At 64.6% G+C, this 11,545-nt stretch carries 13 protein-coding genes and 1 tRNA gene; 6 read left to right on the top strand and 8 right to left on the bottom strand.

Going from position 1 to position 11,545, the window contains the following annotated elements; genetic code table 11:
* Positions 1-10 precede the first annotated feature (10 nt).
* The 4 genes from ACQR0W_RS09575 to rpmI all read right to left on the bottom strand — a co-directional run bounded on the left by ACQR0W_RS09575 (position 11) and on the right by rpmI (position 2,385).
* A complete protein-coding gene (locus ACQR0W_RS09575; protein WP_315716850.1) occupies positions 11-430 on the bottom strand; it encodes an endonuclease domain-containing protein in 420 nt (139 codons plus the stop codon).
* Positions 431-522: 92 nt separating this feature from the next.
* Positions 523-1,605 carry a phenylalanine--tRNA ligase subunit alpha gene (gene pheS / locus ACQR0W_RS09570; RefSeq protein ID WP_316186454.1) on the bottom strand — a complete coding sequence of 361 codons (1,083 nt, stop codon included), beginning with the start codon at positions 1,603-1,605 and terminating at the stop codon, positions 523-525.
* Positions 1,606-1,748: 143 nt separating this feature from the next.
* Positions 1,749-2,108, bottom strand: coding sequence for a 50S ribosomal protein L20 (rplT, locus tag ACQR0W_RS09565; protein ID WP_012040570.1), 360 nt, complete (start codon positions 2,106-2,108; stop codon positions 1,749-1,751).
* Between the two features lie 76 nt (positions 2,109-2,184).
* The gene (gene rpmI / locus ACQR0W_RS09560) at positions 2,185-2,385 is read right to left on the bottom strand and encodes a 50S ribosomal protein L35 (protein WP_008539890.1); all 201 of its coding nucleotides are present in this window, start codon (positions 2,383-2,385) and stop codon (positions 2,185-2,187) included.
* A 261-nt stretch (positions 2,386-2,646) separates the two neighbouring features.
* Here rpmI and ACQR0W_RS09555 point away from each other — a divergent pair, with 261 nt between their 5' ends.
* Entirely contained in the window at positions 2,647-3,027 is a 381-nt protein-coding gene (locus tag ACQR0W_RS09555; RefSeq protein WP_316166382.1) for a hypothetical protein, read from the top strand.
* A gap of 93 nt (positions 3,028-3,120) precedes the next feature.
* Here the strand turns inward: ACQR0W_RS09555 and infC are convergent, their stop codons facing one another.
* Positions 3,121-3,660, bottom strand: coding sequence for a translation initiation factor IF-3 (gene infC, locus ACQR0W_RS09550; RefSeq protein ID WP_315716960.1), 540 nt, complete (start codon positions 3,658-3,660; stop codon positions 3,121-3,123).
* A 327-nt stretch (positions 3,661-3,987) separates the two neighbouring features.
* Here infC and ACQR0W_RS09545 point away from each other — a divergent pair, with 327 nt between their 5' ends.
* Positions 3,988-4,773, top strand: coding sequence for an alpha/beta hydrolase (locus tag ACQR0W_RS09545; RefSeq protein ID WP_316173496.1), 786 nt, complete (start codon positions 3,988-3,990; stop codon positions 4,771-4,773).
* Between the two features lie 11 nt (positions 4,774-4,784).
* On the opposite strand, the gene queG is transcribed toward ACQR0W_RS09545, so the two are convergent.
* Positions 4,785-5,969: a tRNA epoxyqueuosine(34) reductase QueG gene (gene queG, locus ACQR0W_RS09540; RefSeq protein ID WP_316186621.1), complete on the bottom strand. Its 1,185-nt coding sequence runs from the start codon at positions 5,967-5,969 to the stop codon at positions 4,785-4,787.
* Entirely contained in the window at positions 5,918-6,610 is a 693-nt protein-coding gene (locus ACQR0W_RS09535; protein ID WP_315716854.1) for a glutathione S-transferase family protein, read from the bottom strand. Before ACQR0W_RS09535 ends, queG begins: the two co-directional genes overlap by 52 nt.
* 357 nt (positions 6,611-6,967) lie before the next feature.
* Here ACQR0W_RS09535 and ACQR0W_RS09530 point away from each other — a divergent pair, with 357 nt between their 5' ends.
* The gene (locus tag ACQR0W_RS09530) at positions 6,968-7,774 is read left to right on the top strand and encodes an undecaprenyl-diphosphate phosphatase (RefSeq protein ID WP_315750479.1); all 807 of its coding nucleotides are present in this window, start codon (positions 6,968-6,970) and stop codon (positions 7,772-7,774) included.
* Positions 7,775-7,898: 124 nt separating this feature from the next.
* On the opposite strand, the gene ACQR0W_RS09525 is transcribed toward ACQR0W_RS09530, so the two are convergent.
* Complete coding sequence (locus tag ACQR0W_RS09525) at positions 7,899-8,867, bottom strand: complex I NDUFA9 subunit family protein (RefSeq protein ID WP_315716856.1); 969 nt, start codon at positions 8,865-8,867, stop codon at positions 7,899-7,901.
* A gap of 222 nt (positions 8,868-9,089) precedes the next feature.
* Here ACQR0W_RS09525 and ACQR0W_RS09520 point away from each other — a divergent pair.
* The 3 genes from ACQR0W_RS09520 to ACQR0W_RS09510 all read left to right on the top strand — a co-directional run bounded on the left by ACQR0W_RS09520 (position 9,090) and on the right by ACQR0W_RS09510 (position 11,528).
* Positions 9,090-9,176 (top strand) — tRNA-Leu (locus ACQR0W_RS09520).
* Positions 9,177-10,274: 1,098 nt separating this feature from the next.
* A complete protein-coding gene (locus tag ACQR0W_RS09515) occupies positions 10,275-10,775 on the top strand; it encodes a Panacea domain-containing protein (protein WP_410052167.1) in 501 nt (166 codons plus the stop codon).
* Between the two features lie 9 nt (positions 10,776-10,784).
* Positions 10,785-11,528, top strand: coding sequence for a hypothetical protein (locus ACQR0W_RS09510; RefSeq protein WP_316191516.1), 744 nt, complete (start codon positions 10,785-10,787; stop codon positions 11,526-11,528).
* The last annotated feature ends 17 nt before the right edge of the window (positions 11,529-11,545 follow it).

Genomic DNA, 11,545 nt, shown 5'->3' with positions numbered 1-11,545 from the left:
TTCCGCTGATTCAGTCCCGTTCCCTCCCCCGCTTGCGGGGGAGGGTCAGGGTGGGGGCTCTCGCCGCAATGGCAGCGGCAATGGTTTCAAGAACGCCGGCGCGATTGGCCAGGACGTCGTTATTGGCAAAGCGCAGGATGTGAAATCCTTTGGCTTCGATCGCAGCTGAGCGTGAAGCGTCGCGCTGTTCGCCTTCAGTTGAGAAGTGCTGTCCGCCATCGAGCTCGATGACGAGACGTGCGGTGTGGCAGACGAAGTCGACGATGTAGCGGTCGATCGGGACCTGACGGCGAAAGCCCGCGCCGAGCAGGCGATGGCCGCGCAGCTCGGACCATAATATTCTCTCGGCATCCGTCGAGTTTTGGCGGAGGGCGCGCGCATTCGTTCGAAGCTTCGGCGAGACTGTCCAGATGGGCTTCTCGTCGTCCATCGACACCTCCTGCGCGGAGAGACCCCCACCCCAGCCCTCCCCCGCAAGCGGGAGAGGGAGTTCGAGCGTTTGCTGAGAGAGGGCGAGGCTCATCACGAACTCAGCCCTCCGGCCAAGGTCGGGACCTCCAACGGCTTGAAGCCGTAATGCGACAGCCAGCGGACGTCGCCGTCGAACAGCTGGCGCAGGTCGCTCATGCCGTATTTCAGCATCGCGATGCGGTCGATGCCCATGCCCCAGGCAAAGCCCTGGTATTCGTCGGGATCGATGCCGCAGGCGCGCAGCACGTTCGGGTGCACCATACCGCAGCCGAGAATCTCCAGCCAGTCCTCGCCCTCGCCGAAGCGGATCTCGCCCTTGTCGCGGCGGCACTGGATGTCGACCTCAAGAGACGGCTCGGTGAACGGGAAGAACGACGGCCGGAATTTCATGTTGATGTGGTCGACCTCGAAGAACGCCTTGCAGAACTCATGCAGGATCCATTTGAGGTGACCGAGATGCGAGCCCTTGTCGATGACGAGGCCCTCGACCTGGTGGAATTGCGGCGTGTGGGTCGCGTCCGAATCGATGCGATAGGTGCGGCCCGGGCAGATCACGCGGATCGGCGGCTTCTGGCTGAGCATGGTCCGCACCTGCACCGGCGAGGTGTGGGTTCGCAGCAGCATGCGCGAGCCGTCCGGCTTCGGATTGAAGAAGAACGTGTCGTGCATCTCCCGCGCCGGATGGCCTTCCGGGAAGTTCAGCTTGGTGAAGTTGTAGTCGTCGGTCTCGACGTCGGGACCTTCCGCGATCGAAAAGCCCATATCGGCGAAGATCGTGGTCAGCTCGTCCATCACCTGGCTGAGCGGATGGATGCGGCCGGTCTCGGCCGGCGAATCCTGCAGCGGCAGGGTGACGTCGATGGTCTCGGCGGCGAGACGGGCGTCGAGCGCGGCGGCCTTGAGGACGTCGCGCCGCGCGGCCAGCGCCTGCGTGACCTTGTCCTTGGCGAGGTTGATCGCGGCGCCTTGCGTCTTGCGCTCGTCCGGCGACATCTTGCCGAGCGTCGCCAGCAGCGCCGAGATCGAGCCCTTCTTGCCGAGCGCCGAGACGCGGACGGCTTCCAGTGCGGCCTCATCGCCGGCGGCGGCGATCTGGTCGAGGATCGAGGTTTCGAGCGAGGCGAGGTCGGACACGGTCAAAATCTCCGCGGGACAAAAGGCGGCTGGGTTGTCGCCGCGCGGGCGACACGGGTCAAGCGAAAGCAGGCATGTTGCCGGATAGCAAAAAGCGGCCGAGAGCATCGGCCGCTTTTGAAATCCTCACGATGCGGAGGCGATCAGGCGGCGAGCGCCGCCTTGGCCTTCTCAACGATCGCCTGGAACGCGGCGGGCTCGTTGATCGCGAGATCCGACAGCACCTTGCGGTCGACGGTGATGCCGGACTTCGACAGGCCGTCGATAAATCGGCTGTAGGTGAGCTCGAACGGACGCACGGCGGCGTTCAGGCGCTGGATCCAGAGCGCGCGGAAGGTGCGCTTCTTGCGCTTGCGATCGCGGAACGCATACTGGCCGGCCTTCTCGACGGCCTGCTTGGCGGTACGGATCGTGTTCTTGCGGCGGCCGTAATAGCCCTTGGCGGCCTTGAAGACTTTCTTGTGCTTGGCGTGGGCGGTCACACCGCGTTTGACGCGAGACATGCCGGAAATCCTTGGATTCAGAGATGACGATCAGCCGCGGCTTTGAGGCGGCCAGGGTTCGGAAGCGAGAGGCCGGTCAGGCGTTCGGCAAGAAGTACTTCTTGACGTTGTCGCCGTCGGTCTTGAACAGCACGCGGGTGCCGCGCAGCTGCCGGATCTGCTTCTTCGTCCGCTTGATCATGCCGTGGCGCTTGCCGCGCTGGGCGTGCATCACTTTGCCGGTGGCAGTCACCTTGAAGCGCTTTTTGGCGCCGGATTTGGTCTTCAGCTTGGGCATTTGGCTCTCCTTGATGCCAACGGCAAGCCGCCCGCTAGAGCGGCGCCATCTGGCGAAAATGCTCGTTAGAGCGTTGGTTGTGCTCAGGTTTCGGGTCCAAACGAGGACCCACCCGCACAGAAACATCGCCACGGCAGCCCTTGATCAGCCGGGCGACGAAGGCCGCGCTTATGCCAGAGACAAAGCCTGTTGGCAACGTCGAACCACGGAATCAGCTATTCCGACCCATGATCAGCCGACCATGACAGTCGAGGATCGACCATGACCCGCCTCATTCGCCGCGCCATCTCCGTCGCCTTCACGACCGCGCTGCTGACGGGCCTCGCGGGCCTGACGGCAAGGCCGGCGCACGCTGCCGGCTTCGATGGCGCCTGGACCGTGCTCATCATCACCGAGGCCGGCAGTTGCGACCAGGGTTACAGCTTCCCGATCCGGATCAGCGGCGGCCGGGTCCTCTCGAACAGCACCGCCAACATTACCGGCTCGGTTGGCCGCGGCGGCGCCGTCACTGTGCGGGTATCCCAGGGTGGTGCCTCGGCCAGCGGCACCGGCCGGCTTGGCGCCACGTCCGGCGTCGGCCGCTGGAGCGGCAAAGGCTCGTCCGGGACCTGCAGGGGGCGGTGGCAGGCGACGCGGTCCTGACCCGGGCCCGCAAAAGCGGTCCTGACGGGCGCCCCAAGAGAAAAGCCCGCCAAACGCGTGGCGGGCCCGGCTTCAGGTGTCGGCGTGCTGGACCTAGCGCGGCGCCAGAACCATGACCACCTGACGTCCCTCGAACCTGGCGTCCTGCTCGACCTTGGCGAACGCCGCCACGTCGGACTTCACCTTGTCGAGCAGCTTGGTGCCGATCTCCTGGTGCGCCATTTCGCGGCCGCGATAGCGCAGCGTGATCTTGACCTTGTCGCCCTCTTCGAAGAACCGCTGCATCGCACGCATCTTCACGTCGTAGTCGTGGTCGTCGATCATTGGGCGGAGCTTGATCTCCTTGATCTCGACGACCTTCTGCTTCTTGCGGGCCTCGGCGGCCTTCTTCTGCGCCGAATATTTGTACTTCCCGTAGTCCATGATCTTACAGACGGGAGGCGAGTTGTTCGGCGAAATCTCGACCAGATCCATGCCGGCATCAGCGGCCATCTTGATCGCGACAACGGTCTCGACGACACCACGGTTGGTGCCTTCGGCATCGATCAGCTGGATCTGCGCATTGCGAATCTCATCATTGGTACGCGGCCCGTCTTTGACGGCAGCGGGCGGGGCTCGATTGGGGCGGCGAATGGGTAGTGCTCCAAGGTTGTGGAAGAAGGCGGCTAGTTTGAAGGAAGATGCTTTCGCGGGCAAGGTCGCAACGGTCCGGTGCGTCGAAATTCCGCCCGGTCGTCGCGGCTCCTGCGTCGCATGCGCGAGACTTGCGCGTCGATGCATTCCCCCAAGGAAGCCACACGGCCGAGAATTGCGATCAAACTCGCGCTTTTTCGGGCCCTCGTGGTTCCGCCGGGGGACATAGAGTGCGCGGCGCGCTTTCGCAAGCGGCTGCGTCGGGCCGCGCCGATTGACGGAAACGGCCGGTTCGCCCACACAACACCCGACAGCGAGTAACGATCCATGAACCCTGCTGCAGAAAATGCCGATCCGCCCGTCTTCGTCACCGTCGGCGCGGGCGAATCGTCGCGCCGGATCGCGGTGCGGGCGCGGCCAGGCCGTCCGCCCGGGCTGTTCTGGCTCGGTGGCTTCAATTCCGACATGAAGGGCACCAAGGCCCTGGCCCTCGACGCCTGGGCCGCCGAGCGCGGCCGCGCCTGCGTTCGCTTCGACTATTCCGGGCACGGCGAATCCGGCGGACGCTTCGTCGACGGCACCATCAGCCGCTGGCTCGAGGAGAGCGTCGCGGTGTTCCGGCAATTCTGCCGCGGACCCCAGGTCGTGATCGGTTCCTCGATGGGCGGCTGGATGGCGCTGCTGCTGGCGCGCGAGCTGCTCAAGGAGCCGGCCGAAGCAACGCTGGCGGGCCTGGTCCTGATCGCCCCGGCGCCCGATTTCACCGAGGAGCTGATGTGGAAGGGCTTTGCGCCGGCGGTCCGGACCGAGATCGAGACCAACGGCGTCTGGATGCGTCCGTCGGAGTACGGCGAGCCCTATCCCATCACCAGGGCGTTGATCGAGGACGGGCGCAACCATCTCCTGCTCGGCGGTGCCATCAAGGTCGGCTGTCCGGTGCGCATCCTGCAGGGCGCGCAGGACCGCGACGTTCCCTGGCAGCATGCGTTCGCACTGACCCACCGCCTGCCGGCCGAAGACGTGGTGCTGACCATGATCCAGGACGGTGACCACCGGCTGTCGCGTCCGCAGGACATCACGCGCATGCTGGCCGCCGTCGGCGAGATGGGCTGACGCGGCCCGCTTCAGCATCGCGCCTGCCATTCCGCGCGGACGCTCTCGTCGGTCTCTGACGTCAGCGCGGCCTCCGCACGCCGCGCGTAAGCAGCCTCGTCGAGCAGCCCAGCGAGCGCCCAGGCGGCGGCACCGCGCACCAGCGGACTCGGATCGGCGGCCAGCCGCTCGGCTGACGGCGTCAGCGCCGCATCGCCGGAGTTGCCGATCGCGATCAGCACGTTGCGCAGGAAGCGGTCGCGGCCGATGCGCTTGATCGGCGATTTCGCGAACAGTGCGCGGAACGCGGCATCGTCGAGCGCCGCCAGCTCCGCCAGCGAAGGCGCGCGCAACGCGTCGCGCGCCGCCAGCTTCGCCTCGCGTCCCGCCTGCGCGAACTTGTTCCAGGGGCAGGCGGCGAGGCAGTCGTCGCAGCCATAGATGCGGTTGCCCAGCGCCTTGCGGAACTCGCGCGGGATCGGCCCCTTGTTCTCGATCGTCAGATACGAGATGCAGCGCCGTGCATCGAGGCTGTAAGGCTCCGGAAACGCCGCGGTCGGGCAGCTGTCGAGGCAGGCCCGGCACGAGCCGCAATGATCCCGCTCCGGCGCGTCCGCCGGCAGCGCCAGCGTGGTGTAGATGGCGCCGAGGAACAGCCAGGAGCCGAAGTCGCGCGACACCAGGTTGGTGTGCTTGCCCTGCCAGCCGAGCCCGGCCGCTTCGGCCAGCGGCTTCTCCATCACGGCCGCGGTGTCGACGAACACCTTCACATCACAGCCGGCCTGCGCGACCAGCCAGCGAGCGAGCGCCTTGAGGTTCTTCTTGATGACGTCGTGATAATCGTCCCCGCGGGCATAGACCGAAATCGCAGCATTGCTGCGCCGGGACAGGACCGCGCGAGGGTCCTCGTCGGGGCCGTAATTGACGCCGAGCATGATGATGCTGCGGACCTCGCGCCACAGCGTGGTGGGATCGGTGCGGCGGGACGGCTCGCGCGCCAGCCAGTCCATGTCGCCGTGCTGGCCGGCGGCGAGGAAGCGTTCGAACGCAGCGGCCCGTTCGGCACTCACGACCGGGGCGGTGATACCGACGACATCGAAGCCCAGCCGTTGCGCCTCGGCGGCCAGCGCCGCCTTCAACGTCACCGGCGTGGGCCTAGCGGCGCTCAGAAGTCCAGATCCACATAGGTGCGCGACGCCGGCACGCCCGCCAGCCAGTCGGAGAGCAGCGGCCGGAACGACGGCCGCGACTTCACCCGCGCGTACCACGCCTTCGCTGCGTCGTCCTCGATCCATGGCACGTCGCCCAGATAGTCGATCGCCGACAGATGCGCGGCGGCGGCGAGGTCGGCATAGGTCAGGCGGTCGCCAGCCAGGAAATTGCGCCGCTGCGCCAGCCAGCCGATATAGGCGAGATGATAGCGCACATTGGTCTTGGCGGCGCGAATCACGTCGGTCGACGGCGGCCCGCCGCCATCCTCCTCGCTCATGAAGCGCTTGTAGATGCGCTCGGTGACCAGCAGGTTCGAGGCCTCCTCGAAGAACTTGGTGTTGAACCAGTCCATCAGTCGGCGCACCTCGATGCGCTCGGCCGCCGAGGCCGGCATCAGCCGGCGATCACCCATCTCGGGCCCGCAGGTCTCGTCGATGAATTCGGCGATCACGCCGACACCGGGCACCGGCGGCAGGCCTTCGACCGACAGCACCGGCGTGGTGGCCGCGGGGTTGAGCACGAGAAACGCCTCGCGGCGCTCCCAGGCGCGTTCCTCCACCAGGCGCAGATCGAGCCCGTATTCGCCGAGCACCAGCCGGACGAAGCGTGAATGCGGGCAGAAGGGATGGTGGTAGAGCGTGTACATGGAGCCTTTCGACGATTCCGCGGCTACGGCGCTTAACGAACAATCAACCATCGGTTCGCACCGACGCCTCGTCCCGATACCGGCGCGCGGGTGCGCTCGCGAATCGGACCATTAGCGCATGGTCGGCGAAAGTGTAAGCAGTAGGGCAACGGGCGGTCATGCGGGAAACGACGCTTTCGGGAACAGCGATCGGCGCGCCCGATCCGCCGTCCGGCATTGCCTCGTTCTGATTCGCATGGCCGATCACACGCCGGTTCATTCATCGGATGTGGCCGGTTCGAGCGCTTTTTGCAATTGCGGGCGGGGGCCGAATAGGCGAGAAGGGCGGCGTTTTGCCGGCCATCCAGGATCCGATCAATGATGTCAGATACGCTGCGGGCGGTGCTTCTCGGCATCGTCGAGGGCGTCACCGAGTTTCTTCCCGTATCCTCGACGGGCCATCTGTTGCTCGCCGAGCGCTTTTTCGGGCTCGGCGACGAGGGGTTCTGGAAGAGCTTTGCGATCCTGATCCAGCTCGGCGCCATCCTCGCCATCGTCGCGCTGTACTTCTTCAAGCTGTACCGCGTCGCGATCGGCGCGCTGACGAACCCTGACGACCGCCGCTTCATCATCGGCGTGCTGATCGCCTTCCTGCCCGCCGTCATCGTCGGCCTCATCGCCGGCAAGTACATCAAGGCGCTCCTGTTCGATCCCTGGGTCGTGTGCTTCTCGCTGATCGTCGGCGGCGCCATCCTGCTGTGGGTCGATCAGATCGATCTCAAGCCGCGGGAGCACGACGCCACGCGCTATCCGCTGATGATGTATCTGTGGATCGGCGTCGCGCAGTGCCTGGCCATGATCCCCGGCGTGTCGCGCTCCGGCGCCACCATCGTGGCGGCGATGCTGCTCGGCGGCGACAAGCGCTCGGCCGCGGAGTTCTCCTTCTTCCTGGCGATCCCGACCATGGTCGGCGCCTTCGTCTACGACTTCTACAAGAGCCGCGCCGAGATGACGGCGGACCATCTCGGCCTGATCGCCATCGGCTTCGTCGTCTCCTTCATCACTGCGATGATCGTGGTGAAGGCCTTCCTCGGCTACGTCACCCGCCACGGCTTCGTGCTGTTCGCCTGGTGGCGCGTCATCGTCGGCACCCTCGGCCTGATCGCACTGGCGCTGGGGAAATGAGCTGAGCCCCAGCTCCATCCACCGTCATTGCGAGCGTAAGCGAAGCAATCCAGTGTGGTGTCCGGGACTCTAGATTGCTTCGTCGCTTCGCTCCTCGCAATGACGTGGAGAGGCCGGTGGCCCCTCACGCGTTCTTACGCTGGAACTGTCCTGAGGGACGGAAGCGCCAGAGATATTGCGGAGCGACCGCCTCGAGCGAATCCGGCGTGATGCCGAGGCCCTGCAGCGTCAGCCCCGCCGCCTTCGCCGCCTCCGACACCACGTTGTCGTGGCGCAACAGCTCGACCTGGTCCGGCGTCAGCTTCAGCGGCCCCGGCGCGAACTGCAGGATTGCGGCCTGCAGTTTGGCGAGCCCGAACGGCAACGGCAGCAGCGCGCGGTCGCGGTCGGTGATGTCGAGGATGATTTTCAGGATTTCCCGGAAGCTCAGCACCTCGGGCCCGCCGAGCTCGTAGGTCGCGCCCGGCTGCGCCTTGCCGTCGACCGCATCGGCCACCGCGGTGGCGACGTCGCCGACATAGACCGGCTGCATCTTCGTCTCGCCGCCGCCGATCAGCGGCAGGAACGGCGAGATCCGGGCGAGCCCCGCAAAGCGGTTGGTGAACTGGTCCTCGGGGCCGAACACGACCGAGGGGCGCATGATCACGGCCTCGGGCACCGCGGCCAGCACGGCGGCCTCGCCGGCCGCCTTGGCGCGGGCATAGCTCGACGCCGACTCTGCGTCGGCGCCGATCGCCGAGACGTGCACCATGCGGGCGCCGGCGGCGGCCGCCGCCTTGGCGACGGTGGCGGCGCCCTCGGCCTGCACGGCCTCGAAGGTCTGCGCGCCGCTCTCGGTCAGGACGCCGACGAGGTTGATCGCGACATGGCTGTCACGCAGCGCCGATGCGACCGAGTCGGGATAGCGCAGATTGGCCTGTACGGCGTGGATCTGGCCGACCCGGCCGAGCGGCTGCAGATGGCCGGCCAGCTCCGGCCGACGCACCGCGACGCGGATGCGGTAGTCGCGCTTGGCCAGCGCCCGGACCACGTTGCGCCCGACGAAGCCGGAGCCGCCGAAGACGGTAACCAATGTGTCCAGATTCGATGCCATGGAATGAGTCCTGGGATTGCCGGGCGGTCGGTCCGCCCCGGACGAGATAGCTGTCAGCGGCGATTCGCACCCCGCGGCCCGCCATCCTGGGCCGCTGTATAGCCCATCGCCCGCACCGCGGAAAAGGGAGCCGTGTTTTTGCGCATGGGGTGAGAAAAATTGTCATCTTGGGCGTTCAGCGGTTTGACAAGCGCCCGTTCGATCCGTACACAGCGCCCCCATGCCCAGGTGGCGGAATTGGTAGACGCGCTGGCTTCAGGTGCCAGTGGCTTAACGGCCGTGAAGGTTCGAGTCCTTTCCTGGGCACCATTTTTGGTGGTGACCTCCCCCGCACAAGAGATCTGCGACGGACGAGCGCGCTGATGCGCGTTGCGGTCGAATAGAGGTCGGTGTCGATTGGGCCGATGTCTTCGACACGTCGGCCTCACGCGTTTCACCGAGATTGCGAACGATTTTGCTTCGGGCATCCGTGATGCCGCTGCTGCCGGCTGCGAGCCTCCACCCTCCCCTGGAGGGGGAGGGTCGATCGCACGCGAAGCGGGCGAGCGGGGGGGGGTGATCTCTCCACGCACGCCAGCGCCGGAGGAGAGATCACCCCACCCCGCCTCACGTTTCGCTGCGCTCTCCGTGAGGCGACCCTCCCCCTCCAGGGGAGGGTGGGCACCGCCTTCGTGTTGAGTGATCACCATGACCGCCGTGGTCTTTCTCGTTTAGGGCAAGACCTATCAGCCTCGTGGCGCGCTTTGCGCCCGAGCCATGCCGATCGTCTCGCCCTCGAAATCATGAGGGCGCAGGGAGAGCCGGGTGCCGACCGCACCCATGGCCCGCCAGCGAAGGAAAATGCTGGCGGCAGGAACCACAGGTACGCGCCGGATCATCCGGCCCTCCCTGCGCGATTGGTTTTAACGGCTGCTTCGCGTTCTCCCTGGTGCGCCGGGCTTGGTGGCCACCATCCCCACGCGAAGCGAAAGCTTCGTCATGAGTTGATATCAGCGTCGGGATATCAGGACCGCGCGACTTGACCGTGCGTGCATCCTTGTTCGTCCGCGCGAACTCAATCACGCTGCAACGACACACGCCCATCGCATCCCACTGCCAACGTCTCGTGACGGTCGCGACACGCCCCTCATGCGGCAGCAGGGACGCGCGGAAATGTGCAGGTGATTTGCCCGACGGCGCAAGCCGAAATGCTGCGACAGACTGGCACGACGGGCAGTTTGGAGATGGGTGGTATGCGACGGGGCGATCAATATGGCCGCATAGCGTTGCTGCATGTCCACTCTACATCGCTTAGAAAGGTGTTGGGGCAAGAGCCGGGAAAACGATATAATCAGTATCCAATGAACAAGCCGCGGTTGCTGCCGCAACTGTGTGCCAAAAGCGTTGGGGACAGCGGAGCGCCAAAAGATGGCTCACGATGGCCGCGCGATCGCGAACTTCGTCCTAGATGAATGTGAAAAGCGAGGAGTCGAAGTAACAAACCTCTCGCTCCAGAAGATTGTATACTTTTGTCATGCTTGGTCGTTGATCGAGCTTAAGGCCCCTCTGATCGCCCATAGATTTGAGGCGTGGGAGCTCGGGCCGGTGCTTCCGTATCTTTACCGAGAGTTCAAGGGCAACGACAGATCGCCCATTCGAGGAAGAGCGTGCCGAATCGATCCAGCAACCGGACAGAGTCAAGTTGTTCAATACAAATTCGATGCGTCAACTACAGATATACTCAGGAAAATTGTTGCCTTTTACTCCCGACTCCGCCCTGGTGATTTGGTGGAACTAACCCATGTCAAGGGTGGTCCGTGGTATAAGGTTTGGAATCACTCAGGTTCTGTCAACCCGGGTATGAAGATCGCAGACGAGGATATAGTTAGTTTCTACTCGAAGCACATAGCGCCATACACGCTGCAATGAGAGGTAACCGTGGCCAAACCGAAAGTGCCATCAGTTCAGCATCTCGCGCGAAATTGGCAGGACACGCCTGAGCGTACCTGCAAGACGCTCGTCCGTCTGGTAAACAATCCACCTACGTTCAATTACAACGCTCTGTTCTTGGCCGCTCGCGATATGCTGGTTTTCAACCAGCCCTATGACGAGATCGTTGAAGGCATCAAGCGGGCTGTGAAGCGTGCCGATGTTCGGAAGAATTTTCTTGAGGTTCTTCCGCTCATCCGGGACCATTTCGCTGATGTGACGCCGGATTTTGTTCAGTCGATCGACCGTCGATACTATTCGATCGGCCGTGGGCTCATGGTGCCGTTCGATCCTCCGCTTCTGTACGGAGTAGGTGGCCAGCTTACCTTTCCTTGGTTCAGTTTCTGGCGCCAGAATCCGCTTGCCAGAGAGCGGTTGTCGCTTTTCGTGACGCTCGTCGACGAGTTGCTGGCGGACGATCCTGATCTCGCCGCAGCAAAATTCCAGATTCTGGATTTCAGTGTTCCAAGAGTGAAGGGGCGTGAGCCTCTGAGGGAATTGCGGGTCATTGAGGCCGGCGACATTCCGCGCGTCAGCGAAGACAGAAAAATAGAGATGCTTAGGGTCTTCGCCGATGGATATTTCATGGCCGAAGCCGAGCTTGCCCGACGTCCGGCGGCCCCTTCCGAGGAGCGCGAACGGCCCGATCCAAGGCAGGGCGACTTCTTTGATAAAGACCCGCCAAATCCCTGATTGGCGGGTGATTGCCG

Source organism: Bradyrhizobium sp. HKCCYLRH1034, assembly GCF_051168375.1.
Taxonomy (GTDB): Bacteria; Pseudomonadota; Alphaproteobacteria; order Rhizobiales; family Xanthobacteraceae; genus Bradyrhizobium.
Note: the sequence above shows the minus strand (reverse complement) of the source record. Positions and strands in the feature narration are given on the sequence as shown.

Excerpts from the sequence above, each read along its gene's own strand:
- ACQR0W_RS09575 (WP_315716850.1), bottom strand. The coding sequence starts at position 430 with ATGGACGACGAGAAGCCCATCTGGACAGTCTCGCCGAAGCTTCGAACG.
- rplT (WP_012040570.1), bottom strand. The coding sequence starts at position 2,108 with ATGTCTCGCGTCAAACGCGGTGTGACCGCCCACGCCAAGCACAAGAAA.
- rpmI (WP_008539890.1), bottom strand. The coding sequence starts at position 2,385 with ATGCCCAAGCTGAAGACCAAATCCGGCGCCAAAAAGCGCTTCAAGGTG.
- ACQR0W_RS09555 (WP_316166382.1), top strand. The coding sequence starts at position 2,647 with ATGACCCGCCTCATTCGCCGCGCCATCTCCGTCGCCTTCACGACCGCG.
- ACQR0W_RS09545 (WP_316173496.1), top strand. The coding sequence starts at position 3,988 with ATGAACCCTGCTGCAGAAAATGCCGATCCGCCCGTCTTCGTCACCGTC.
- ACQR0W_RS09535 (WP_315716854.1), bottom strand. The coding sequence starts at position 6,610 with ATGTACACGCTCTACCACCATCCCTTCTGCCCGCATTCACGCTTCGTC.
- ACQR0W_RS09530 (WP_315750479.1), top strand. The coding sequence starts at position 6,968 with ATGATGTCAGATACGCTGCGGGCGGTGCTTCTCGGCATCGTCGAGGGC.
- ACQR0W_RS09525 (WP_315716856.1), bottom strand. The coding sequence starts at position 8,867 with ATGGCATCGAATCTGGACACATTGGTTACCGTCTTCGGCGGCTCCGGC.
- ACQR0W_RS09515 (WP_410052167.1), top strand. The coding sequence starts at position 10,275 with ATGGCTCACGATGGCCGCGCGATCGCGAACTTCGTCCTAGATGAATGT.